Below are 24,176 nucleotides of genomic sequence, written 5' to 3'. Positions count from 1 at the left end.
GTACGCAATCTATATTAATAATGAAGAGAAAAATAAAGGAGATTCACAAGTTTACACCTGAAATCTCCTTCATTTTAATTAGAATCAATTATTTTTTTCTTTCAGCAAATCACGTATCTCCGTCAACAAAACTTCTTCTTTCGTTGGCGCAGAAGGAGTTGGAGGAGCAGCCGCTACTTCTGCCTGTTTTTTAGTTGTCAGTTTCGTAATCAAACGTATAAATAAAAATATAGCAAAAGCGATAATCAGAAAATCAAAGGTGGCCTGCAGAAACTGGCCATAATCCAATGTCACAGCCGGAGCTATCTCCTTACCGTCAGCACCGATCTCTGCCGCTTTCATCACCCATTTCAAATCCGTAAAGTTCACACCGCCAACCAGTAAACCAATCGGAGGCATAATAACATTAGCAACCAATGATGATACGATTTTTCCAAACGCACCACCAATAACAACACCGACAGCCATGTCTATGACGTTACCTTTCATGGCAAACGCCTTAAAGTCCTGTAAAAATGTACTCTTTCCCATCTTTTTTCAATATTTAATGTGAATTTAATGCGCGAATATAAAAACATTTTTGTAATTTTGCACCGCATTTGAAAATAAAACAAGTGCGGAGGTAGAGAGATATTTGAACAAATATTATAAAACCCTTAAAAGTTTAAACAAAATGATTAAAGTAGGTATTAATGGATTCGGACGTATCGGACGTTTCGTTTTCCGCGCTGCAATGACAAGAAACGATATTCAAATCGTAGGTATCAATGACCTTTGCCCGGTTGATTACTTGGCTTACATGCTGAAGTATGATACAATGCACGGTCAATTCGACGGTACTATCGAAGCAGATGTTGAAAACAGCAAATTGATCGTTAACGGTCAAGCTATCCGTATCACAGCTGAAAGAAATCCGGCTGACTTGAAATGGAACGAAGTAGGTGCAGAATACGTTGTTGAATCTACAGGTTTGTTCTTGAGCAAAGACAAAGCTCAGGCTCACATCGAAGCTGGTGCAAAATATGTTGTAATGTCAGCTCCTTCTAAAGATGACACTCCGATGTTCGTTTGCGGTGTAAACGAAAAGACATACGTAAAAGGTACTCAATTTGTATCTAACGCTTCTTGTACTACTAACTGTTTGGCTCCTATCGCTAAAGTATTGAACGACAAGTTCGGCATCCTTGACGGTTTGATGACTACAGTTCACTCTACAACTGCTACTCAGAAAACAGTTGACGGTCCTTCTATGAAAGACTGGAGAGGTGGTCGTGCTGCTTCTGGCAACATCATACCTTCTTCTACTGGTGCTGCTAAAGCTGTAGGTAAAGTAATCCCTGCATTGAACGGCAAATTGACTGGTATGTCTATGCGTGTTCCGACTTTGGACGTATCTGTAGTTGACTTGACAGTTAACTTGGCTAAACCGGCTACTTACGCTGAAATCTGCGCTGCAATGAAAGAAGCTTCTGAAGGCGAATTGAAAGGTATCCTGGGTTACACTGAAGATGCAGTAGTTTCTTCTGACTTCTTAGGTGACGCTCGTACTTCTATCTTCGACGCTAAAGCAGGTATCGCTTTGACTGATACTTTCGTTAAAGTTGTATCTTGGTATGACAACGAAATCGGTTACTCTAACAAAGTTCTTGACTTGATCGCTCACATGGCATCAGTTAACGCTTAATTAGAAGCTTGAACCATATAGAAAACCGCTGCGGGAAACCGTAGCGGTTTTTTTATACATTTCATTTTATATATTGTTAAAAAGCAACGTGTTATCCGTTGAATAAGCGACAATTTTAGTAGCTTTGTACTTCTATGGAGAGATTATTAATAACATTGATACTAGTTTGCACTATGAGCAATATAACAAACGCCCAGAATCCTTTCTACGGGCAATACCATACGCCGCACGGAACCGTGCCATTCGACCGGATTGAAACTGAACATTATGAGCCTGCTATCCTCGAAGGAATCAAGCTGCAAAATGCTGAAATAGAGGCTATCATACAGAATCCGGAAAAGGCTGATTTTAGCAATACGATAGAAGCTTTCGAAGAATCAGGGGAATTACTGGATAAAGTAGTTGCCGTCTTCGGTAATATGTTGAGCGCAGAAACGAATGACGATCTGCAAGAACTCGCTCAAAAGATTATGCCGTTGCTTAGTGAACACAGCAATAATATCACACTGAATGAAAAGTTATTCGCACGTGTGAAAGAAGTGTATAACCAAAAAGAGACTTTGCAACTGACACAGGAACAAAAACAGTTACTGGAAAATGCATACAACAGTTTTGTTCGTCATGGTGCCAATTTGGAAGGAGAAGCGCGGGAAGAGTACCGCCGCCTGACTAACGAGTTGAGTAAACTGACGCTTACTTTCAGTGAAAACAACCTGAAAGAAACAAATGCCTATCAGATGCTGTTGACAAAAAAGGAAAGTCTCGCCGGATTACCCGAAATTATCATAGAAGCTGCTGCTGAAACAGCCAAGAGCGAAGAAAAAGAAGGATGGGCGTTCACGCTTCATGCTCCAAGCTACGTTCCTTTCATGACGTATTCCGATAATCGTGATTTACGCCAGAAATTGTATATGGCTTACAATACAAAATGTACGCACGATAACGAATTCAATAATATCGATATCGTAAAAAATATAGCCAATACACGTATGAAAATAGCCCAGCTATTGGGATACAAAGACTATGCGGAATACACGCTAAAGAAAAGAATGGCTGAAAACAGTGAGTCTGTATACAAGCTGCTCAACCAACTGCTGGAAGCATACGCTCCTACCGCACAACAAGAATACAAAGAAATACAAGAACTGGCCCGCGAAGAGCAGGGAGATGATTTCGTTGTAATGCCTTGGGACTGGAGTTATTATTCAAACAAACTGAAAGACAAAAAATTCAATATCAATGAAGAAATGCTCCGTCCTTACTTCGAATTGGAACAAGTGAAGAGAGGAGTGTTTGGACTAGCTGAAAAGTTATATGGAATTACTTTCCGGAAAAATACAGAAATTCCGGTTTACCATAAAGAAGTGGAAGCCTTTGAAGTGTTTGATAAAGACGGAAAATTCTTAGCCGTCTTATATACTGACTTCCACCCGCGTTTAGGTAAGCGCGCCGGAGCTTGGATGACGAGTTACAAAGACCAATGGATAGATAAAAAGACTGGCGAAAACAGCCGTCCGCATGTATCCGTTGTGATGAACTTTACCAAGCCAACCGAGAATAAGCCTGCTTTATTAACATTCAATGAAGTAGAAACATTCTTGCATGAGTTCGGACATAGCCTGCATGGCATGTTTGCCAATTCCACTTACAGAAGTTTAAGCGGAACCAATGTATATTGGGACTTTGTGGAGCTTCCTTCGCAGATTATGGAGAACTTCGCCATAGAGAAAGATTTCCTCAATACATTTGCCCGTCATTATCAGACAGGAGAAGTTTTACCGGATGAATTAATAAAACGTCTTGTAGATGCTTCTAATTTTAATATTGCCTATGCTTGTCTGCGACAACTAAGTTTCGGTTTACTCGATATGGCGTGGTATACTCGCGACACTCCTTTTGAAGGAGACGTGAAAGCTTATGAACAGGAAGCCTGGAAGGATGCACAAATATTGCCGGTTGTGCCGGAAGCTTGCATGAGTACGCAGTTCTCCCATATCTTTGCTGGTGGATATGCTGCCGGATACTATAGTTATAAATGGGCGGAAGTACTGGATGCTGACGCTTTCTCATTGTTCAAGCAAAAAGGAATATTCAATCAGGAAGTTGCAGACTCGTTCCGCAATAATATCCTGTCGAAAGGAGGAACGGAACATCCGATGGTACTTTATAAACGTTTCCGCGGGCAGGAACCAAGTATTGATGCTTTATTAATCAGAAATGGAATAAGAAAGTAAGTATTAAGTTATTAGATATAAAATATGAAGAGAAGTATATTTCAAATAGTAGGATTGCTTTTATTGCTTCCTTTATTTTCAGGATGTAATGATTCGGACGATTTGCAAGGTATATTCACCGGAAAGACATGGAAACTGACCTACATCAATCTAAAGGATAAAGGCGGGTGGATGAATGGTTTTAGTGAGAAAAGCATCAAAATATTGAATGAAAATCAAGAATCCTATACAATAACTTTCACAGGAACCGAAGAAGATAACAGAATTTCTAATGGTGCTGTCAAAGGGAGAATTATCACTGCAGATCTTACAGGCACCTGGAGTGCTAATGGAAAGAATAATGAATTTCATGCTAGCGTTACCAATGTCAATGAGAATGATGATTTAGCTAAAGAATTTATAAAAGGGCTAAACAATGCCTCTTCATACATAGGGGATGACAATGGATTATTCTTATATTATAATCCGGCCGGAAGCCAGCAAACATACGTATTGGCATTTCATGTACAAAGATAGCAAATAATTAACAACATGGACATTGAAAAGAAACAATTAGAACTTGACAAACGTTATATACGCATGGCCAGTATATGGGCTGAAAATTCCTATTGCCAACGCCGTAAAGTAGGAGCTTTAATTGTTAAAGATAAAATGATTATCTCCGACGGATATAACGGAACGCCTTCCGGTTTTGAGAATGTATGCGAAGATGAAAACAATCTGACAAAACCATACGTTCTGCATGCGGAAGCAAATGCCATTACCAAAATAGCACGTTCAAACAACAGTAGCGACGGTGCTACCATGTACGTCACCGCCTCTCCTTGCATCGAATGTGCGAAGTTAATCATACAGGCAGGGATCAAACGGGTAGTTTACTCCGAACATTACCGCCTGGAAGATGGAATTGAGTTATTAAAACGGGCGGGAATCGAAGTTATCTACACAGAATTAGATAACCATTCCTCTCCAGATAAATAAGAAGACGAACGTTTTAAAAAAGGAATAGACATGAGTACAAAAAACTCTTCACGTTTTACACCTGTCATCATAGCAGTCAGCGTGGTAGTCGGGATTCTTATCGGTACATTTTATGCCAAGCATTTTGCCGGCAACCGTTTGGGTATTATCAACGGCTCCTCCAATAAGCTAAACGCATTGTTACGCATTGTAGACGATCAATATGTCGACACCGTAAACATGACCGATTTAGTGGAAAAAGCCATGCCGCAGATTCTGGCCGAATTAGATCCACATTCAACTTATATCCCAGCCCAAAATCTCGAAGAAGTCAACTCGGAACTGGAAGGTAGCTTTAGCGGAATCGGTATCCAGTTTACCATACAGAACGACACCATTCATGTGAATGCAGTCGTTCAGGGTGGCCCTTCTGAAAAGATAGGATTGATGGCGGGCGACCGTATTGTTACCGTGGACGACAGTTTGTTTGTCGGTAAGAAAGTAACCAACGAACGGGCTATGCGCACTCTGAAAGGTCCGAAAGGTTCACAAGTGAAATTAGGTATCAAACGAACAGGAGAAAAAGACTTATTGCATTTCAACATTACCCGTGGAGACATTCCTCAAAATACCGTTGATGCAGCTTATATGCTAAACGATGACATTGGTTACGTGAAAGTCAGCAAATTCGGACGTACCAGCCATGTAGAATTATTGAATGCACTGGCACAACTCAACCATAAAAAATGCAAAGGTCTAATCATTGACCTCCGCGGTAACACCGGAGGATATATGGAAGCTGCCATTCGCATGGTGAATGAGTTCCTGCCCGAAGGCAAATTAATCGTATACACTCAAGGCCGTAAATATCCACGTGCAGAAGAATTCGCCAACGGTACAGGTAGCTGTCAGAAAATGCCACTCGTCGTATTGATTGACGAAGGTTCTGCTTCTGCCAGTGAAATCTTCACCGGAGCTATTCAGGATAACGACCGGGGTACAGTTGTAGGACGCCGTTCCTTTGGTAAGGGGCTTGTGCAACAACCGATCGACTTCAGTGACGGTTCAGCCATCCGCCTGACAATCGCCCGCTACTACACTCCATCCGGACGCTGTATCCAACGCCCATACGAAAGCGGTAAAGATCGTAACTACGAACTGGATTTATATACCCGTTACGAACATGGGGAATTCTTCTCACGCGACAGTATCAAGCAGAATGAAAGCGAACGTTATAACACCAGCTTGGGACGTACTGTTTATGGCGGTGGTGGTATCATGCCGGATATATTCGTACCGCAAGATACAACGGGAGTCACCTCTTATCTTTCTACTGTTATCAACCGGGGACTGACTATTCAATTCACATTCCAGTACACCGACAATAACCGGAAGAAACTTAGCCAATATGAAACAGAGGAAGAATTGCTGAATTATCTTCGTCATCAGGGATTGGTAGAACAGTTTGTCCGTTTTGCCGACAGCAAAGGAGTGAAAAGAAGAAATATCCTCATTCAGAAGTCATACAAACTTTTGGAGAAGAACCTCTTTGGTAATATCATCTACAATATGCTTGGACTGGAAGCTTATCTTCAATATTTTAACAAGACAGATGCTACCGTCATTAAAGGCATTGAGATACTCGAAAAAGGAGAAGCTTTCCCAAAAGCTCCGGTAGCCGTTGAAGAGGAAGAAGTGACGAAGGACAAAAAAGATGGAAAGAAAAAAAGAACTGCGCAAGCGTATAGCATTACTGAAGACCCAACACGCGGATTCGACTATGCGAAAGCTGCAATCAGCTAACATACTGACCGCCCTTGAAGCCCACCCGGCTTTCAGGGCGGCCAATACCGTACTACTATACCATTCGCTAAATGATGAAGTAGACACACATGAGTTTATCCGAAAATGGAGCAATAAGAAGCGAATCTTGCTCCCCGTAGTGGTAGGCGATGATTTGGAGCTTCGGATATATACCGGGCCTGAAAATATGTCAATCTGTGGTGTCTATGGCATAGAAGAACCAACCGGGGAAGCATTCACAGACTATGCAGCCATCGATTTCATCGTCGTTCCCGGAGTAGCATTCGACGCAAAAGGTAATCGTTTGGGACGAGGAAAAGGATACTACGACCGCCTCTTGCCACGCATACCAACAGCTTACAAAGCTGGGATTTGTTTCCCATTTCAATTAGTAGAAGAAGTTCCTGCGGAATCATTCGACGTCCGCATGGATATAATTATAACAATCAATGAAGACGAATTATCACACCCATACCACCCGCTGCCATCATGCGACAGGGAGTGACGAAGAATTTGTTTTAAGTGCCATCAAAGGCGGCTATCAAGAAATAGGCTTTTCAGACCACACTCCGTGGAAATACCACACCAATTATATCTCCGACATCCGCATGCTCCCTGAAGAGTTGCCGGGCTATGTGGAAAGCCTCCGTTCGCTACAAGAAAAATACAAGAATCAAATCAGTATAAAAATAGGATTGGAATGTGAATACTTTCCTGAATATATACACTGGTTAAAAGGAATCATCAAAGAATATAAGCTGGATTACATCATCTTCGGAAATCACCATTTTCATACAGATGAGAAGTTTCCCTATTTTGGCCGGAATACAGATTCGGTAGACATGCTCGAGCTCTACGAAGAGAGTGCTATTGAAGGGATGGAAAGCGGACTATTTGCCTACCTTGCCCATCCGGATTTATTCATGCGTTCCTACCCGGAATTCGATCATCATTGCAAACTGGTCAGCAGACATATCTGCCGAACAGCAGCACGGTTAAACCTACCGTTGGAATATAATCTTGGTTATGAAGAGTATAATGACATTCATGGAATCACCAGCATTCCTTACCCGGATTTCTGGAAAGTAGCCGCCCATGAAGGTTGCACCGCTATCATCGGTGTAGATGCTCACAATAATCAATATCTGGAAAATCCTTTTTATTACAGCCGTGCAACCGAAACACTTCGCAAGCTGGGTATAAAGGTTATAGACAGAATCCCTTTCCTCAACGAAAAATAATGTTTGTAATAACCATAGCACCGACTCTCTGATTGAGTGTGCGCACCAATACCTCACGCCCCATCATCAACTCCTGCCGGAGAGCAGCAGAAGTAAGATGCACATACAATGTCTGATTACGAATATAAAGATTGCTGGTATAAGCCGCCGCCGGTCCTAAGACTTGAGGCCAGGCATCCAACAGTCTTTGTTCGTTCAGCGGAGATTCCAAACTCTCCTGACGAAGAAACTGTTGAATCAGTTTTCCTATTTGTTCGGCATCATTGCGCTTCATCGTCAGCCTCCATTTCTTGAATTGTACCCTCTTCTACACGAAATATCTTATAATCACTACCTACCTTATGTAAAATACGGTCCAGATGCCCCCGGTTCGTATCCGTTATAAATATCTGCCCGAAATTATCTCCGCCCACCAGCTTCACTATTTGCTCTACGCGGGAAGCATCCAGTTTATCAAAAATATCATCTAATAATAATAAAGGAACAGTTCTGCCCGTACGTTTCAAGAAATCAAACTGTGCCAATTTCAACGCCACCAGATATGTCTTATTCTGTCCCTGCGAGCCTTCTTTCTTTATCGGAAATTCGCCCAACAGCATATTTAACTCATCCTTATGAATCCCCCGCAAAGAGAACCCCATTATCTTATCCCGCTCCCTGCTCTGCTTCAACACTTCCAACAAAGAAGCATCCCGTGCATGAGACTCATAAGATAATCCCACAGCCTCTTTATCCTGAGAAATAAAAGAATAGAAAGATTGGAAAATAGGAATAAACTCCCGGATAAACGCTTCACGCTTCCGGAAAACGATTTCACCGGCTTGAGACATCATTTCCTCCCATACAAGAAACAACTCTTCCTCCACCGGGAACTCACTCTTCAGCAATGTGTTACGCTGCGCCAATGCTTTATTATACCGTATCAGTGCTTCAAGATATTCTTTATCATACTGCGAAATCACTACATCCATAAACCGGCGACGTTCATCACTCCCTCCGGCTATCAATTCAGAATCGGCAGGTGAAACCATCACCAAAGGCAGGAAGCCGATGTGATCCGAGAAGCGGCTATATTCTTTCTTATTCCGCTTAAATTGTTTCTTCGAACGGCGTTTCATTCCACAATAAATCTCTTCAGGAGTTCCGTCCTCCGCTTCATAGAAACCCTGGATGACAAAGAAGTCTTGTTCATGACGAATATTCTGCGAATCAATCGGATTGCCGGAACTTTTACAGAAGGATAAGAAATACACTGCATCCAGCAGATTCGTCTTCCCCATCCCATTCAATCCGAAAAAACAATTCAGTTTGGCAGAGAATCCCAGCTCCACCTCTTCCAGATTCTTATAATTTAATATAGATATTCGTTTCAGTATCATTGTGCACACGTTAATTTGTTCACAAAAGTAGCAAGATTTTCGTGGTTTTCGGGTGTAAAACAAAAAAAGATGCTTCTAAATTTCATTTGTAGATATAAAAAAACTACTTTTGCGAGTCGAAATATCAAACTGTGAATAATAACAAAAAGAATCATATAAAATGGCAGAACAAAAGAATCAGAACGAACATCTGAACGTAGAAGATGCACTGACACAATCGGAAGCATTTCTTATCAAGTACAAAAACGCAATTATTGGCGGTGTTGTTGCTGTGATTATTATTGTAGCAGGTTTTATCATGTACAAAAACCTCTATGCTGAACCACGTGAAGAAAAAGCACAAGCAGCTCTTTTCAAAGGACAGGAATACTTTGAACAGGATGCTTTTGAACAGGCTTTAAACGGTGACAGCATCGGTTACACAGGTTTCCTGAAAGTAGCTGATGAGTACAGCGGAACAAAAGCAGCTAATTTGGCAAAAGCTTATGCTGGTATTTGCTACGCACAACTTGGCAAATATGAAGAAGCAGTGAAGATGCTGGATAGCTTCAATGGAAAAGACCAAATGGTTGCTCCGGCAATCTTGGGTGCTGCAGGTAACTGCTATGCACAACTTGGCCAACTGGACAAAGCTGCCTCTACTTTACTGTCGGCAGCAGACAAAGCTGACAACAACACATTAAGCCCGATTTTCCTGATACAAGCCGGAGAAATCCTGGTAAAACAAGGAAAATATGACGATGCAGTAAACGCTTACACTAAGATCAAGGATAAATACTTCCAGTCTTATCAAGCTATGGACATCGACAAATATATCGAACAGGCTAAATTGATGAAAAAATAATACCTTATTATATAAGGAGATCGAGGCACGGATTACACCGGATTAAGCGGATTATCTATTAAAACCGTGGAATCCGTGAAATCCGTGCCTTTCTTCTTAATTTCCCATACTTTCAAACTTCATTTTATAATTCTCAACTTTTAATTTACTATGGCAACAGCTTACCATAACTTATCCGAATATGATTTCAATTCCGTTCCGAATGCAGAAGCAATGAAATTTGGCATTGTCGTATCCGAATGGAACTTCAATATTACCGGTGCTTTACTGAAAGGCGCAGTCGATACATTAAAAAAACATGGAGCAAAAGACGAAAATATTCTGGTAAAAACTGTACCGGGAAGTTTCGAACTAACTTTTGGCGCCAATCAAATGATGGAAAATTGCGATCTTGATGCAATTATTGCAATTGGTTGCGTAATTAAAGGAGATACTCCACATTTTGATTATGTTTGTATGGGAGCAACCCAGGGAATTACCGAATTAAACGCAACTGGCGATATACCAGTTATTTACGGATTAATTACCACAAATACAATGGAGCAAGCAGAGGATCGTGCCGGTGGCAAACTGGGTAACAAAGGAGACGAATGTGCAATTACTGCAATAAAAATGATCGATTTTGTTTGGAGTTTAAATAAATAGTTGTATCTTTGCACCGCAATTGAGAAACAAACCTCCTCAAAAGCAAAAAAAGGGCAAATACCAGAGTGGCCAAATGGGGCAGACTGTAAATCTGCTGTCTTTCGACTTCGGTGGTTCGAATCCATCTTTGCCCACAAAAATTGCGGAAGTAGCTCAGTTGATAGAGCATTAGCCTTCCAAGCTGAGGGTCGCGGGTTTGAGCCCCGTCTTCCGCTCTCCAAAGAGAATCTGAGAAATTAGATTCTCTTTTTTTGTTTTACTTTAGACCGCTAAGATTATGAAACGGCGGGGCTCAGTTGTAATTCTTGGGGGATTAAGTTTAGTCAATTCCCTTCATGCATATACCTTTGCTAGCCTAAAAAGGAAGAAGCTCATATCCACTACTCCTCTAAATGATGCCCTAAATGCTTTGATTTTAGCATTAAATGCTTCCGCTGCTGCATTTGTACTCCTGTTCACAAAGAAGTTCAGAATCCTTTCATAATGATTCTCAATAGAGTTTGCTACTGTTGTGAATGTATCGTATCCATATTGGCTCAGTCTGAAACCTTGGGGGATTGCGTTAAAATTCTTATTTTTGCATCATGAAAACATCCTCTTCCCAAACGATTGATCCTGTTGCTTCTTTAAGCTTGTTCTTGCCTTCAGGAATCCTTGATTACTTTACCCTAGTCAATCATGTTTCTCAGGATACTTGCTTTATTCTTTATCTAGAGGAGAAAGCCACTATTCCTGCTGAGTACTCTGATCTCCATCTTCACTCAAAAGGTTTCCTCCCTGAGATTGAAGTTCAGGACTTCCCTATCCGTGGTAAAGCCGTTTATTTACGTATCAAGCGTCGTCGCTGGGAAGATCCATCCACTGGGCAGACATATAGTCGTGACTGGAGTTTGGTAGCCACCGGTACTCGCATAACCGCTGAGTTCGGTGCTTTTTTAAAAGAATTACTTAGATAATCACGCCGTTAGCTGCCAAAGTGTAGCTGAGCATTACTGTATGGATGGCAAACAGCTTCAAAGCCAATATAAAGACCACCTGAGTGACTTCCAGAATTGGGATCAGAGAGCACATGCCCAAGAGTATATCCTTTATCCAAAGAATATGGGTTATCACCTATGTATTGACGAAACGGCTTTAAGTAAGGGAGATCTTTATACCATCTTAATAAATAGAGATAAGCGAGGTAGGAAAGGTTCTATTATAGCTGTAATTCAGGGCACTAAAACCGATGATATCATTGCGGTACTTACAAAGATGCCACAGGAGCTGCGTAATCAGGTCAAAGAAATTACACTGGATATGGCCGGGAGCATGCAAAAGATTGCCAAAACGTGCTTTCCACGTGCCATGCAGGTGATTGATAGGTTTCATGTACAAAAACTTGTATACGAAGCTGTACAAGAGTTGCGCATTACATATAGATGGCAAGTGATAAAAGAGGAGAATAAAGCTATGAAAGCGGCAAAAGAGAAGGGGGAAGTATATAAAGCAGAAGAACTCGAAAACGGAGATACACTCAGGCAATTATTGGCCAGAAGCAGATATTTATTATTTAAATCACCTGATAAATGGACCAAGAGTCAGAAAATCAGGGCAGAATTACTTTTCAAGCAGTTTGAAGATATTAAGCACGTATATTACTACTCATTGGAGTTGGGAAAGATCTTTTCCACAAACTATGACAAGGATGTAGCAAGAGCAAAGCTGGCACTATGGTATAATAAGATTGAAGAATATGGATACGATACATTCACAACAGTAGCAAACTCTATTGAGAATCATTATGAAAGGATTCTGAACTTCTTTGTGAACAGGAGTACAAATGCAGCAGCGGAAGCATTTAATGCTAAAATCAAAGCATTTAGGGCATCATTTAGAGGAGTAGTGGATATGAGCTTCTTCCTTTTTAGGCTAGCAAAGGTATATGCATGAAGGGAATTGACTAAACTTAATCCCCCAAGAATTACAACTGAGCCTCCATATTCTTCAATCTTATTATACCATAGTGCCAGCTTTGCTCTTGCTACATCCTTGTCATAGTTTGTGGAAAAGATCTTTCCCAACTCCAATGAGTAGTAATATACGTGCTTAATATCTTCAAACTGCTTGAAAAGTAATTCTGCCCTGATTTTCTGACTCTTGGTCCATTTATCAGGTGATTTAAATAATAAATATCTGCTTCTGGCCAATAATTGCCTGAGTGTATCTCCGTTTTCGAGTTCTTCTGCTTTATATACTTCCCCCTTCTCTTTTGCCGCTTTCATAGCTTTATTCTCCTCTTTTATCACTTGCCATCTATATGTAATGCGCAACTCTTGTACAGCTTCGTATACAAGTTTTTGTACATGAAACCTATCAATCACCTGCATGGCACGTGGAAAGCACGTTTTGGCAATCTTTTGCATGCTCCCGGCCATATCCAGTGTAATTTCTTTGACCTGATTACGCAGCTCCTGTGGCATCTTTGTAAGTACCGCAATGATATCATCGGTTTTAGTGCCCTGAATTACAGCTATAATAGAACCTTTCCTACCTCGCTTATCTCTATTTATTAAGATGGTATAAAGATCTCCCTTACTTAAAGCCGTTTCGTCAATACATAGGTGATAACCCATATTCTTTGGATAAAGGATATACTCTTGGGCATGTGCTCTCTGATCCCAATTCTGGAAGTCACTCAGGTGGTCTTTATATTGGCTTTGAAGCTGTTTGCCATCCATACAGTAATGCTCAGCTACACTTTGGCAGCTAACGGCGTGATTATCTAAGTAATTCTTTTAAAAAAGCACCGAACTCAGCGGTTATGCGAGTACCGGTGGCTACCAAACTCCAGTCACGACTATATGTCTGCCCAGTGGATGGATCTTCCCAGCGACGACGCTTGATACGTAAATAAACGGCTTTACCACGGATAGGGAAGTCCTGAACTTCAATCTCAGGGAGGAAACCTTTTGAGTGAAGATGGAGATCAGAGTACTCAGCAGGAATAGTGGCTTTCTCCTCTAAATAAAGAATAAAGCAAGTATCCTGAGAAACATGATTGACTAGGGTAAAGTAATCAAGGATTCCTGAAGGCAAGAACAAGCTTAAAGAAGCAACAGGATCAATCGTTTGGGAAGAGGATGTTTTCATGATGCAAAAATAAGAATTTTAACGCAATCCCCCAAGGTTTCAGACTGAGGCAACGGCGGCATATCCCTAAAAATTAATTCATTCCGGTACGGAAATGATCCCAAGATACTACCGCTGACAATAACGGCTCAGTCTGAAACCTTGGGGGATTAAGTTTAGTCAATTCCCTTCATGCATATACCTTTGCTAGCCTAAAAAGGAAGAAGCTCATATCCACTACTCCTCTAAATGATGCCCTAAATGCTTTGATTTTAGCATTAAATGCTTCCGCTGCTGCATTTGTACTCCTGTTCACAAAGAAGTTCAAAATCCTTTCATAATGGTTCTCAATAGAGTTTGCTACTGTTGTGAATGTATCGTATCCATATTCTTCAATCTTATTATACCATAGTGCCAGCTTTGCTCTTGCTACATCCTTGTCATAGTTTGTGGAAAAGATCTTTCCCAACTCCAATGAGTAGTAATATACATGCTTAATATCTTCAAACTGCTTGAAAAGTAATTCTGCCCTGATTTTCTGGCTCTTGGTCCATTTATCAGGTGATTTAAATAATAAATATCTGCTTCTGGCTAATAATTGCCTGAGTGTATCTCCGTTTTCGAGTTCTTCTGCTTTATGTACTTCCCCCTTCTCTTTTGCCGCTTTCATGGCTTTATTCTCCTCTTTTATCACTTGCCATCTATATGTAATACGCAATTCTTGTACAGCTTCGTATACAAGTTTTTGTACATGAAACCTATCAATCACCTGCATGGCACGTGGAAAGCACGTTTTCGCAATCTTTTGCATGCTCCCTGCCATATCCAGTGTAATTTCTTTGACTTGATTACGCAGCTCCTGTGGCATCTTTGTAAGTACCGCAATGATATCATCGGCTTTAGTGCCCTGAATTACAGCTATAATAGAACCTTTCCTACCTCGCTTATCTCTATTTATTAAGATGGTATAAAGATCTCCCTTGCTCAAAGCCGTTTCGTCAATACATAGGCGATAACCCATATTCTTTGGATAAAGGATATACTCTTGGGCATGTGCTCTCTGATCCCAATTCTGGAAGTCACTCAGGTGGTCTTTATATTGGCTTTGAAGCTGTTTGCCATCCATACAGTAATGCTCTGCTACACTTTGGCAGCTAACGGCGTGATTATCTAAGTAATTCTTTTAAAAAAGCACCGAACTCAGCGGTTATGCGAGTACCGGTGGCTACCAAACTCCAGTCACGACTATATGTCTGCCCAGTGGATGGATCTTCCCAGCGACGACGCTTGATACGTAAATAAACGGCTTTACCACGGATAGGGAAGTCCTGAACTTCAATCTCAGGGAGGAAACCTTTTGAGTGAAGATGGAGATCAGAGTACTCAGCAGGAATAGTGGCTTTCTCCTCTAAATAAAGAATAAAGCAAGTATCCTGAGAAACATGATTGACTAGGGTAAAGTAATCAAGGATTCCTGAAGGCAAGAACAAGCTTAAAGAAGCAACAGGATCAATCGTTTGGGAAGAGGATGTTTTCATGATGCAAAAATAAGAATTTTAACGCAATCCCCCAAGGTTTCAGACTGAGCCACTATCGCTTGACTATAGTCAAACGAAAACTACTTAGGCAATGAAATAACTATCAATAGGTAAACGATTGCTTAAAAATAACTAATAAAATCATTAGTGGCAATTTATTCCAAACTATGCAGTTTTGAATAAAATAATGAAGTATTCTGGAAACGTTGTGGTAAATCTGAAAAAGATGATTGAGTTTTTAAGATTCCCCGTTATCTTTTTATTATAAAATATGGGTCAAAGGTGAGGGGTGGTGAGGGTAGATTTATAACCTTTTATTTTATTATTTTCTATACTATCTCCTTTTTTATCTATAAAAAAAAATACGAAAGTTATAAATCTACCCTCACCACCCCTCACCCTTGCCCCATTCATTAGCGCACCGTTTAACTCGTTTCTATGCTGTTCTTAATTAAATGGGAATTTAGCGGTTAAATGAGAATTTATCGGTTAAATGGGAATTTTGCAGTTAGGCTGAAAGCCTTACAATTATATATTTATTGGGGTGCCCTGAAAGGGCTTAATTATATAGCGTAGGGCAACGCCCTACGAAAAAAACACACCAGCCACAAGCCCTGAAAGGGCGGAACTGTATACAATTATGCCCTTTCAGGGCGCAAATTCAGACTACCGTTTTTTCGTAGGGCGTTGCCCTACGCTATATAATTAAGCCCTTTCAGGGCACTCCGCAAAATTATCATTTAGCTCATTTCCGTACCGAAATGAACTATAATGGATTACCTGCTTATGTAGTTAATCAAAACAAAAGTAGTAAACGTTAAGCAATTCTAAAAAGACCACTTCTTTTTAGGAAAGACCTTCTAATGGCCTGTCTTTTATATGTATTTGTCGATACACAAGACTATACAAAATCAGGTAGAAAAAGTTTGAATCATTTTCTACCTCATAATAGAAGTTTATGATGAAAATATCAGTTATAAATATAAATAATTGGCTAATTAATTACTATTTTTGACACGTAAATGAAAAACAGCGAATAACCCCTATTAAAAACTTAAAATATGATGAAGAAACTACTCACAGCCACTGCTATCGGCTTGGCTTTGTTAACTTGGCACACCAGTTGTACTCAACAACCAAAGGCTCCGGAAGCCTTTACTCCTATCAAAGTAGAAACTCCTGCCCGCCCTGCCGGACAAGAAGATGTAATCCAACTCGTTACTCCTAAAATTGATACCGTACGTGTCGGTTTCATCGGCTTAGGAATGCGTGGTCCCGGCGCCGTAGCACGCTGGACTCATATTCCGGGAACTAAGATTGTAGCGTTATGCGACCTGCTTCCCGAACGTGTTGAAAAATCACAAGAAATTTTGAAGAATGCCGGACTCCCTGCAGCTGCTTCTTACAGCGGAGAGGAAGATGCATGGAAAAAACTTTGCGAACGGGATGATATTGATCTTGTATACATAGCTACAGACTGGAAGCATCATGCTGCAATGGGTGTCTATGCCATGGAACATGGCAAGCATGTAGCCATCGAAGTTCCTGCCGCTATGACATTGGATGAAATCTGGCAGTTAATCAACACTTCTGAAAAGACCCGCAAGCATTGTATGCAGCTCGAAAACTGTGTATATGACTTCTTTGAACTGACTTCTTTAAATATGGCACAACAGGGCGTATTCGGAGAAGTGCTTCATGTAGAAGGTTCATATATCCACAACCTGGAAGATTTCTGGCCTGAATACTGGAACAACTGGCGAATGGATTATAATCACCTGCATCGCGGTGACGTATATGCGACTCACGGTATGGGCCCTGCTTGTCAGGTACTTAATATCCACCGTGGCGACCGTATGAAAACATTGGTATCTATGGATACGAAAGCTGTCAACGGACCGGCTTACATTAAAAAACAAACAGGAGAAGAAGTGACCGACTTCCAGAATGGTGACCAGACTTCGACCTTGATCCGCACAGAAAATGGCAAAACGATGCTGATCCAGCACAATGTAATGACACCCCGCCCATACAGCCGCATGTACCAGATAGTGGGAGCCGATGGCTATGCAAGCAAATATCCGATAGAAGAATATTGCCTGCGACCTACACAAGTTGATTCTAAAGATGTGCCTAATCATGAAAATCTGAATGCACATGGCTCTGTACCCGAAAATGTAAAGAAAGCGTTGATGGACAAATATAAAGATCCGATTCACATAGAGTTGGAAGAAACTGCCAAGAAAGTAGGCGGCCACGGTGGTATGGACTTTATCATGGACTACCGTCTGGCATATTGCCTGCAAAATGGATTACCATTAGATATGGACGTTTATGACCTGGCAGAGTGGTGTTGCATGGCCGAACTTACCAGACTTTCCATCGAAAACAATTCTGCTCCGGTAGAAGTCCCCGATTTCACTCGCGGCGGATGGAATAAAGTACAAGGCTATCGTCACGCTTTTGCAAAATAAAACTGAATATATCCTTTTAGCACGAACATAATGAACCAATCCGGCTTCTCCCCCAAAGCCGGATTATTCATGGGTTCGTGTTTGAACATTTTATAGATTATCATAATCACTTTTATGAAAACAGCTATTCCAAAACCTTCTAAGCAAAGCATTATCCGTGAAGCCAGAGATTATGTAATGATTGCCATCGGCATGATTTTGTATGGCATCGGTTGGACCGTTTTTCTACTTCCGAACGATATCACTACCGGGGGAGTACCGGGTATTGCTTCTATTGTATATTGGGCTACGGGGTTTCCCGTACAGTATACGTACTTCAGCATCAACTTCTTTTTATTGCTACTGGCCCTCAAATTGCTGGGGATGAAGTTTTGCATTAAAACTATTTTTGGAGTATTTACCCTCACCTTCTTTCTGTCCGTCATTCAAAAGCTGACAGCAGGTTTCGGACTCCTTCACGACCAGCCCTTTATGGCATGTGTCATTGGAGCATCCTTCTGTGGAGGTGGTATAGGGGTTGCTTTTTCGGCAAACGGAAGCACAGGAGGCACGGATATTATCGCAGCCATCATCAACAAATACCGGGACATCACATTAGGAAGAGTCGTACTCATCTGCGATATGATTATTATTTCTTCCAGTTATTTTGTCTTAAAAGACTGGGAAAAAGTGGTATATGGGTTTGTTACTCTTTATATTTGTAGCTTCGTTCTCGACCAGGTAGTGAATAGTGCCCGTCAATCCGTACAGTTCTTTATCATATCCAATAAATATGAAGAAATAGGACGGCATATCAACGAATATCCACACCGGGGAGTTACGATTATCAATGCAACCGGCTTTTATACAGGACGAGAAGTAAAGATGCTGTTCGTATTAGCCAAGAAGAGGGAATCACCTATCATCTTCCGGTTGATTAAAGATATAGACCCGAATGCATTTGTGTCACAAAGTGCTGTCATCGGAGTTTATGGAGAAGGATTCGATCATATTAAAGTAAAATAAAAAAGAAATGAAAAACCAATATTGAGAAACATGAAATTTCGACCAACCCCCAATTTATTAACAGGCATTTTCATGGGAATATTTTCCCTGACAACATTTAATGTAATGGCTGAAAAAGCCGTGCCCCCCTATTGGCAGGATGTGCAGGTAGTTGAAGTCAACAAAGAGTATCCACGCACTTCTTTTATGACATACAACAATCGCGCTGATGCCTTGAGTGGCAAGTTCGAACGAAGCAAGTATTACCGCTTGCTGAACGGAACCTGGAAATTCTACTTTGTAGACTCTTACAAAAAGCTTCCCGACAACATTACTGACCCGAATACGAATACAGATTCGTGGAATGATATTCAGGTACCCGGCAACTGGGAAGTACAAGGACACGGAATAGCCATCTACACCAATCATGGTTATGAATTCAAGCCACGCAATCCGCAACCTCCGGCTCTTCCCGAAGCGAATCCGGTGGGAGTTTACCGTCGGGATATTGATATTCCGGCAGATTGGGACGGACGGGATATCTACCTGCATCTGGCAGGAGCCAAGTCCGGCGTATATGTATATATCAACGGGCAAGAAGTTGGATATAGCGAAGACTCCAAAAATCCGGCAGAGTTTCTTATTAACAACTATGTGAAGCCCGGCAAAAACGTGCTTACCGTTAAAATCTTCCGTTGGAGCACTGGTTCCTATCTGGAATGTCAGGACTTCTGGCGCATGAGCGGTATTGAACGCGATGTTTATCTGTATTCACAACCTAAAGCAGCCCTCAAAGATTTCCGGGTGAAGTCTACCCTGGATGACAGCTACAAGAATGGAATCTTCAGCTTGAATGTCGATTTGAGAAATCACGAGAAGGCAGCAACTAATCTCACATTAGTTTATGAGCTATTGGATGCACAGGGAAAAGTAATCTCTACTGAAGAGAAGACCGCCTATATCCCATCGAACGAAATACGTACACTTTCTTTCGATAAGAAGCTGGCAGATGTCAATACATGGACATCCGAACATCCGAATCTGTACAAACTGCTGATGACCGTCAAAGAGAATGGCAAAATAAATGAGATTATTCCTTTTAATGTAGGATTCCGCCGTATTGAGATCAAACCTATCGAACAAAAAGCTGCTAACGGAAAGCCATACGTTTGCCTGTTCATCAATGGTCAGCCACTGAAACTGAAAGGGGTAAATATCCACGAACACAACCCGTCAACAGGTCATTATGTAACAGAAGAGTTAATGCGTCGTGACTTCGAGCTTATGAAGCAACATAACCTGAACAGCGTACGCCTCTGCCACTATCCGCAAGACCGCCGTTTCTACGAACTTTGCGATGAATACGGTCTTTATGTATACGATGAAGCCAATGTCGAAAGCCACGGAATGTATTACGATCTTCGGAAGGGTGGTTCATTGGGTAACAATCCCGAATGGCTAAAACCACACATGGACCGTACCATCAATATGTTCGAACGTAACAAGAACTATCCGAGCGTCACCTTCTGGTCGTTGGGAAATGAAGCCGGAAACGGATATAATTTCTATCAGACTTACTTGTGGCTGAAAGAGGCTGACAAAGAGCTGATGAATCGTCCGGTCAACTATGAGCGTGCTCAATGGGAATGGAACTCCGATATGTATGTTCCGCAATATCCGGGTGCCGACTGGCTGGAAAATACAGGAAAGAACGGCAGCGACCGTCCTGTAGCTCCTTCCGAATATGCGCACGCAATGGGAAACTCCACCGGAAACCTGTGGGGACAATGGCAGGCGATTTACAAATATCCGAACCTCCAGGGTGGATATATCTGGGACTGGGTAGACCAAGGTCTTCTCCAGAAAGATGAGAATGGAAGAGAATACTGGGCTTACGGAGGTGACTTCGGTGTAGACGCGCCGAGCGATGGCAACTTCCTCTGCAACGGTCTTGTCAATCCGGATCGTGGTCCGCATCCGGCAATGGCTGAAGTGAAATATGTACATCAGAATGTAGGCTTTGAGGCAGTAGATGCCGCTGCCGGTATATTCAAAATCACCAACCGTTTCTATTTCACCAATCTGAAAAAGTATCAGATTCACTATAACGTACTCGCTAACGGAAAGACTATAAAAGGTGGAAAAGTATCTTTGGATATTGCTCCGCAGGCATCCAAAGAATTCACCGTACCGGTAAACGGCTTGAAAGCCCAACCGGGAGTGGAATATTTTGTAAACTTCAGCGTAACAACCACAGAACCTGAACCGTTGATTCCAACAGGATATGAAATAGCATACGACCAGTTCCAGCTTCCTATCCAGGCAGAGAAAGCTATTTATAAAGCAAACGGTCCGGCACTGAAAACAACGACTCAAGGAGATGAGCTAATCGTTTCTTCTTCCAAAGTGAATTTTGTATTCAACAAGAATAGCGGATTAGTTACCTCGTATAAAGTGGATGGCACAGAATATTTCAAAGACGGATTTGGTATTCAGCCTAACTTCTGGCGTGCTCCTAATGATAATGATTATGGTAATGGCGCTCCTAAACGTTTACAGGTATGGAAGCAATCAAGCAAAAACTTCCACGTAACGGATGCAACCATGACAACAGAAAATAAGGTAGTTTCCTTAAATGTGACCTACTTATTGGCTGCCGGCAACTTGTATGTTGTCACATACAAAATCTATCCGAACGGAGTAGTCAATGTAAATGCCAAATTCACGTCAACAGATATGCAGGCAACAGAAACTGAAGTTTCTGAAGCTACCCGCATGGCTACGTTTACTCCCGGAAGTGACGCTGCCCGCAAGGCCGCTTCCAAACTGGAAGTTCCCCGTATCGGTGTTCGTTTCCGCTTGCCGGCACAGATGAACAACGTACAATACTTTGGCCGTGGTCCGGAAGAGAACTATATCGACCGTAATCATGGAACCCTCGTTGGCGTATATAAGACAACAGCAGATAAAATGTACTTCAACTATGTACGTCCACAGGAAAACGGACATCACACCGATACCCGTTGGATCGCTTTATCTCCCGCCAAAGGAAACGGCCTGGTTTTGGTAGCCAACAGTACGATCGGTTTCAATGCCTTGCGCAACTCTATCGAAGACTTTGACTCTGAAGAGGCACTGCCCCACCCTTACCAATGGAATAACTTTAGTCCGGAAGAAGTAGCCAATCATGATGAGAATGCCGCCCGTAATGTATTACGGAGAATGCATCATGTTAATGACATCGTTCCGAGAGATTTCGTAGAGGTTTGTGTGGACATGAAGCAACAAGGTGTAGGCGGATATGACAGTTGGGGTGCACGCCCGGAACCTTTCCACCAAATCCCGGCCAATCGTGATTACCATTGGGGATTCACATTAGTACCTGTTCGCTCGGCTAATCAGGCCAACGAGGCGGCTAAATACGATTATCGATAACCTTAGTATAAATTTTTAAAGAAAAAACCCATGAAAGATTTATCTAGCATTGTAGCTAAATTTAAAGTCCAAGGTACGATAGAAGAAATCAAACCTTTGGGTACAGGACTTATTAACGACACTTACAAAGTAAACACCAAAGAAGCAGATGCTCCCGACTACGTTTTGCAACGCATCAATCATGCCATTTTTCAGAATGTAGAGATGCTTCAATCCAATATTACCGCTGTCACCAATCATATTCGCAAGAAACTAACGGAGGCAGGAGAATCGGATATAGAGCGCAAGGTTTTGAGTTTCCCCGAAACAGAAGAGGGTAAAGCATATTGGTTCGACGGTGATAGCTACTGGCGTGTGATGGTATTCATCCCACGCGCCAAAACGTATGAGACGGTGAATCCCGAATATTCAAATTATGCTGGAGAAGCTTTTGGTAACTTCCAGGCTATGTTGGCCGATATTCCGGAAACATTGGGTGAAACCATACCTGATTTCCACAATATGGAGTTCCGCCTCAAACAACTACGTGAAGCCGTTGCAAAAGATGCTGCCGGACGGGTATCGGAAGTGAAATACTATCTGGACGAAATAGAGAAGCGTGCAGATGAAATGTGTAAAGCAGAACGTTTATATCGTGAAGGAAAACTCCCCAAACGTGTTTGCCACTGCGATACGAAAGTGAATAACATGATGTTCGACGAGGATGGCAAAGTGCTTTGTGTCATCGACCTGGATACGGTAATGCCCAGCTTTGTCTTCTCCGATTATGGAGATTTCCTTCGTACAGGCGCCAACACGGGTGATGAGGACGATAAAGACCTTGATCGTGTAAACTTCAATATGGAAATATTCAAAGCGTTTACCAAAGGCTATCTGAAAGGAGCCAAATCATTCCTGACTCCAATTGAGATTGAGAATCTTCCTTATGCAGCCGCTTTATTCCCATACATGCAGTGTGTACGGTTCTTGGCAGACTATATCAATGGAGATACTTATTATAAAATCAAATATCCGGAACATAATTTGGTTCGTACTAAAGCACAATTCAAACTGCTTCAAAGTGTGGAAGCCAACACACCGGAAATGATCGCATTCATCAACGATTGCTTAAAGAATTGAGAATAGAGGAAAAAAGAGAATGGAGAATTATCTATTTGGTAAAGGCTCCATTCTTCCAATGATAAACAATCGGACGGCGGAGAAACGGTTTCAGTTTCTCTGCCGTTTCTGTTGACATATAATCAGGAGTAGCCAATGTAACAGTCAATTCTGTATTTTCTTTATTAAAATCGGCTTTCATCAATAATATATCTGCCGAACGGCGTGCCTCGTCAAACTCATAAACACCTGCTGAATCCGGCGTATTCAGAAAGTCGCCCATCACAGGCAGGGTAATATAGAGAGATGCTGTAAGCGGTTTCCAGTCATCTGTATAGAAACGGATGCTGCTGTCGCAGGCAGGTGCACAAGCTGTAGAGACTGTACAGATCACGTTCGTCGAGTCATTCAAAGCCAACACTTTCATCTGCCAGGTAGATTGAGAAGACATCTGCATACGGATATAATCTTTACTTAGATCAGTCATCTCCGACTTCTTGCCGAAACGATTCTCTACTTGCGCTTTCATCTTACTTTCCAGAAAGTCAATACAATCTTCCCGGTTTACTTTGGTTAGTAACGGGCTTAGAGAATCCGGCATATTCACAAACAGCGTTTTGGCTTCTTGTGCCCAAAGAGCGGTCGAAGCAAAGAGTCCGACAGCAGAAAAGAATATAGTGATTACAAATTTATTTATTTTCATATCTATCTTATTTAACCTGTGACAAACAGATTTTGTGTAACTG

The 24,176-nt window shown here is 41.6% G+C and carries 22 protein-coding genes, 2 tRNA genes and 2 pseudogenes; 17 read left to right on the top strand and 9 right to left on the bottom strand.

Annotated elements, in window-relative coordinates; all coding sequences use genetic code 11:
* Positions 1–84 precede the first annotated feature (84 nt).
* Positions 85–531 carry a large-conductance mechanosensitive channel protein MscL gene (mscL, locus tag INE92_RS25620; protein WP_211421271.1) on the bottom strand — a complete coding sequence of 149 codons (447 nt, stop codon included), beginning with the start codon at positions 529–531 and terminating at the stop codon, positions 85–87.
* Between the two features lie 142 nt (positions 532–673).
* Between mscL and gap the strand changes: the two genes are divergently transcribed.
* From gap to INE92_RS25585, 7 genes are all read left to right on the top strand, one after another.
* Positions 674–1,684: a type I glyceraldehyde-3-phosphate dehydrogenase gene (gene gap, locus INE92_RS25615; RefSeq protein ID WP_004316172.1), complete on the top strand. Its 1,011-nt coding sequence runs from the start codon at positions 674–676 to the stop codon at positions 1,682–1,684.
* A 173-nt stretch (positions 1,685–1,857) separates the two neighbouring features.
* A complete protein-coding gene (locus INE92_RS25610) occupies positions 1,858–3,918 on the top strand; it encodes a M3 family metallopeptidase (protein WP_015532440.1) in 2,061 nt (686 codons plus the stop codon).
* Between the two features lie 24 nt (positions 3,919–3,942).
* Entirely contained in the window at positions 3,943–4,434 is a 492-nt protein-coding gene (locus INE92_RS25605) for a DUF4847 family protein (RefSeq protein WP_004316170.1), read from the top strand.
* A gap of 15 nt (positions 4,435–4,449) precedes the next feature.
* Positions 4,450–4,899: a dCMP deaminase family protein gene (locus INE92_RS25600; protein WP_004316169.1), complete on the top strand. Its 450-nt coding sequence runs from the start codon at positions 4,450–4,452 to the stop codon at positions 4,897–4,899.
* A 30-nt stretch (positions 4,900–4,929) separates the two neighbouring features.
* Complete coding sequence (locus INE92_RS25595; protein WP_008645625.1) at positions 4,930–6,681, top strand: S41 family peptidase; 1,752 nt, start codon at positions 4,930–4,932, stop codon at positions 6,679–6,681.
* Positions 6,659–7,186: a 5-formyltetrahydrofolate cyclo-ligase gene (locus tag INE92_RS25590; RefSeq protein WP_004316167.1), complete on the top strand. Its 528-nt coding sequence runs from the start codon at positions 6,659–6,661 to the stop codon at positions 7,184–7,186. The genes INE92_RS25595 and INE92_RS25590 overlap by 23 nt, the downstream gene beginning before the upstream one ends.
* The gene (locus tag INE92_RS25585) at positions 7,131–7,922 is read left to right on the top strand and encodes a histidinol-phosphatase (RefSeq protein WP_008645624.1); all 792 of its coding nucleotides are present in this window, start codon (positions 7,131–7,133) and stop codon (positions 7,920–7,922) included. The genes INE92_RS25590 and INE92_RS25585 overlap by 56 nt, the downstream gene beginning before the upstream one ends.
* Here the strand turns inward: INE92_RS25585 and INE92_RS25580 are convergent.
* Together INE92_RS25580 and recF are read right to left on the bottom strand one after the other, a co-directional pair.
* A complete protein-coding gene (locus INE92_RS25580; protein WP_004316165.1) occupies positions 7,909–8,196 on the bottom strand; it encodes a DUF721 domain-containing protein in 288 nt (95 codons plus the stop codon). The two genes, INE92_RS25585 and INE92_RS25580, sit on opposite strands and share 14 nt — an antisense overlap.
* On the bottom strand, positions 8,183–9,301 hold the full coding sequence (gene recF / locus INE92_RS25575; protein ID WP_008645622.1) for a DNA replication/repair protein RecF: 1,119 nt from the start codon (positions 9,299–9,301) through the stop codon (positions 8,183–8,185). Before recF ends, INE92_RS25580 begins: the two co-directional genes overlap by 14 nt.
* A gap of 160 nt (positions 9,302–9,461) precedes the next feature.
* Here recF and INE92_RS25570 point away from each other — a divergent pair, with 160 nt between their 5' ends.
* From INE92_RS25570 to INE92_RS25555, 4 genes are all read left to right on the top strand, one after another.
* Entirely contained in the window at positions 9,462–10,145 is a 684-nt protein-coding gene (locus INE92_RS25570; protein ID WP_004316163.1) for a tetratricopeptide repeat protein, read from the top strand.
* Between the two features lie 150 nt (positions 10,146–10,295).
* Positions 10,296–10,790 carry a 6,7-dimethyl-8-ribityllumazine synthase gene (ribH, locus tag INE92_RS25565; protein WP_004301766.1) on the top strand — a complete coding sequence of 165 codons (495 nt, stop codon included), beginning with the start codon at positions 10,296–10,298 and terminating at the stop codon, positions 10,788–10,790.
* Positions 10,791–10,841: 51 nt separating this feature from the next.
* Positions 10,842–10,924 (top strand) — tRNA-Tyr (locus INE92_RS25560).
* Positions 10,925–10,932: 8 nt separating this feature from the next.
* Positions 10,933–11,005, top strand: a tRNA-Gly gene (locus tag INE92_RS25555).
* A gap of 118 nt (positions 11,006–11,123) precedes the next feature.
* On the opposite strand, the pseudogene INE92_RS25550 reads toward INE92_RS25555, so the two are convergent.
* A pseudogene (locus INE92_RS25550) lies at positions 11,124–11,279 on the bottom strand (transposase); the annotation flags it as partial.
* A 95-nt stretch (positions 11,280–11,374) separates the two neighbouring features.
* Between INE92_RS25550 and INE92_RS25545 the strand changes: the two are divergent.
* Together INE92_RS25545 and INE92_RS25540 are read left to right on the top strand one after the other, a co-directional pair.
* Positions 11,375–11,746: an ISAon1 family transposase N-terminal region protein gene (locus INE92_RS25545; RefSeq protein WP_008640050.1), complete on the top strand. Its 372-nt coding sequence runs from the start codon at positions 11,375–11,377 to the stop codon at positions 11,744–11,746.
* A 40-nt stretch (positions 11,747–11,786) separates the two neighbouring features.
* Positions 11,787–12,722, top strand: a complete 936-nt coding sequence (locus tag INE92_RS25540; protein ID WP_008025715.1) for an ISAon1 family transposase — start codon at positions 11,787–11,789, stop codon at positions 12,720–12,722.
* A gap of 62 nt (positions 12,723–12,784) precedes the next feature.
* Here the strand turns inward: INE92_RS25540 and INE92_RS25535 are convergent.
* From INE92_RS25535 to INE92_RS25520, 4 genes and pseudogenes are all read right to left on the bottom strand, one after another.
* Positions 12,785–13,510, bottom strand: a pseudogene (locus INE92_RS25535) (ISAon1 family transposase); the annotation flags it as partial.
* 40 nt (positions 13,511–13,550) lie between these two features.
* Positions 13,551–13,922: an ISAon1 family transposase N-terminal region protein gene (locus INE92_RS25530; protein WP_008640050.1), complete on the bottom strand. Its 372-nt coding sequence runs from the start codon at positions 13,920–13,922 to the stop codon at positions 13,551–13,553.
* A gap of 169 nt (positions 13,923–14,091) precedes the next feature.
* A complete protein-coding gene (locus INE92_RS25525) occupies positions 14,092–15,027 on the bottom strand; it encodes an ISAon1 family transposase (protein ID WP_007483769.1) in 936 nt (311 codons plus the stop codon).
* A 40-nt stretch (positions 15,028–15,067) separates the two neighbouring features.
* On the bottom strand, positions 15,068–15,439 hold the full coding sequence (locus tag INE92_RS25520; RefSeq protein WP_008640050.1) for an ISAon1 family transposase N-terminal region protein: 372 nt from the start codon (positions 15,437–15,439) through the stop codon (positions 15,068–15,070).
* Positions 15,440–16,503: 1,064 nt separating this feature from the next.
* On the opposite strand from INE92_RS25520, the gene INE92_RS25515 reads away from it, so the two are divergent.
* The 4 genes from INE92_RS25515 (at position 16,504) to INE92_RS25500 (ending at position 23,451) form a co-directional block, all read left to right on the top strand.
* Positions 16,504–17,913, top strand: a complete 1,410-nt coding sequence (locus INE92_RS25515; protein ID WP_008645458.1) for a Gfo/Idh/MocA family protein — start codon at positions 16,504–16,506, stop codon at positions 17,911–17,913.
* A 114-nt stretch (positions 17,914–18,027) separates the two neighbouring features.
* Positions 18,028–18,918: a YitT family protein gene (locus INE92_RS25510; RefSeq protein ID WP_015532437.1), complete on the top strand. Its 891-nt coding sequence runs from the start codon at positions 18,028–18,030 to the stop codon at positions 18,916–18,918.
* A gap of 72 nt (positions 18,919–18,990) precedes the next feature.
* Entirely contained in the window at positions 18,991–22,332 is a 3,342-nt protein-coding gene (locus INE92_RS25505; RefSeq protein ID WP_195436046.1) for a glycoside hydrolase family 2 TIM barrel-domain containing protein, read from the top strand.
* Positions 22,333–22,362: 30 nt separating this feature from the next.
* Positions 22,363–23,451: a phosphotransferase enzyme family protein gene (locus tag INE92_RS25500; RefSeq protein ID WP_015532435.1), complete on the top strand. Its 1,089-nt coding sequence runs from the start codon at positions 22,363–22,365 to the stop codon at positions 23,449–23,451.
* A gap of 31 nt (positions 23,452–23,482) precedes the next feature.
* Here INE92_RS25500 and INE92_RS25495 read toward each other — a convergent pair whose 3' ends face one another.
* Positions 23,483–24,133 carry a DUF3256 family protein gene (locus INE92_RS25495; protein WP_008645465.1) on the bottom strand — a complete coding sequence of 217 codons (651 nt, stop codon included), beginning with the start codon at positions 24,131–24,133 and terminating at the stop codon, positions 23,483–23,485.
* Positions 24,134–24,176: the final 43 nt, after the last annotated feature.

The organism is Bacteroides xylanisolvens, assembly GCF_018289135.1.
GTDB classification, from domain to species: Bacteria; Bacteroidota; Bacteroidia; order Bacteroidales; family Bacteroidaceae; genus Bacteroides; species Bacteroides xylanisolvens.
The sequence above is the reverse complement of the archived record's forward strand: the minus strand, read 5'-3'. Positions and strand labels throughout refer to the sequence as shown.

Coding starts and splice junctions, on each gene's coding strand:
- INE92_RS25530 (WP_008640050.1), bottom strand. CDS start 13,922: ATGAAAACATCCTCTTCCCAAACGATTGATCCTGTTGCTTCTTTAAGC.
- INE92_RS25540 (WP_008025715.1), top strand. CDS start 11,787: ATGGATGGCAAACAGCTTCAAAGCCAATATAAAGACCACCTGAGTGAC.
- INE92_RS25610 (WP_015532440.1), top strand. CDS start 1,858: ATGAGCAATATAACAAACGCCCAGAATCCTTTCTACGGGCAATACCAT.
- ribH (WP_004301766.1), top strand. CDS start 10,296: ATGGCAACAGCTTACCATAACTTATCCGAATATGATTTCAATTCCGTT.
- INE92_RS25585 (WP_008645624.1), top strand. CDS start 7,131: ATGAAGACGAATTATCACACCCATACCACCCGCTGCCATCATGCGACA.
- INE92_RS25580 (WP_004316165.1), bottom strand. CDS start 8,196: ATGAAGCGCAATGATGCCGAACAAATAGGAAAACTGATTCAACAGTTT.
- INE92_RS25590 (WP_004316167.1), top strand. CDS start 6,659: ATGCGAAAGCTGCAATCAGCTAACATACTGACCGCCCTTGAAGCCCAC.
- recF (WP_008645622.1), bottom strand. CDS start 9,301: ATGATACTGAAACGAATATCTATATTAAATTATAAGAATCTGGAAGAG.
- INE92_RS25510 (WP_015532437.1), top strand. CDS start 18,028: ATGAAAACAGCTATTCCAAAACCTTCTAAGCAAAGCATTATCCGTGAA.
- INE92_RS25495 (WP_008645465.1), bottom strand. CDS start 24,133: ATGAAAATAAATAAATTTGTAATCACTATATTCTTTTCTGCTGTCGGA.
- INE92_RS25515 (WP_008645458.1), top strand. CDS start 16,504: ATGAAGAAACTACTCACAGCCACTGCTATCGGCTTGGCTTTGTTAACT.
- INE92_RS25605 (WP_004316170.1), top strand. CDS start 3,943: ATGAAGAGAAGTATATTTCAAATAGTAGGATTGCTTTTATTGCTTCCT.
- INE92_RS25545 (WP_008640050.1), top strand. CDS start 11,375: ATGAAAACATCCTCTTCCCAAACGATTGATCCTGTTGCTTCTTTAAGC.
- INE92_RS25570 (WP_004316163.1), top strand. CDS start 9,462: ATGGCAGAACAAAAGAATCAGAACGAACATCTGAACGTAGAAGATGCA.
- gap (WP_004316172.1), top strand. CDS start 674: ATGATTAAAGTAGGTATTAATGGATTCGGACGTATCGGACGTTTCGTT.
- INE92_RS25500 (WP_015532435.1), top strand. CDS start 22,363: ATGAAAGATTTATCTAGCATTGTAGCTAAATTTAAAGTCCAAGGTACG.
- INE92_RS25595 (WP_008645625.1), top strand. CDS start 4,930: ATGAGTACAAAAAACTCTTCACGTTTTACACCTGTCATCATAGCAGTC.
- INE92_RS25505 (WP_195436046.1), top strand. CDS start 18,991: ATGGGAATATTTTCCCTGACAACATTTAATGTAATGGCTGAAAAAGCC.
- INE92_RS25525 (WP_007483769.1), bottom strand. CDS start 15,027: ATGGATGGCAAACAGCTTCAAAGCCAATATAAAGACCACCTGAGTGAC.
- INE92_RS25520 (WP_008640050.1), bottom strand. CDS start 15,439: ATGAAAACATCCTCTTCCCAAACGATTGATCCTGTTGCTTCTTTAAGC.
- INE92_RS25600 (WP_004316169.1), top strand. CDS start 4,450: ATGGACATTGAAAAGAAACAATTAGAACTTGACAAACGTTATATACGC.
- mscL (WP_211421271.1), bottom strand. CDS start 531: ATGGGAAAGAGTACATTTTTACAGGACTTTAAGGCGTTTGCCATGAAA.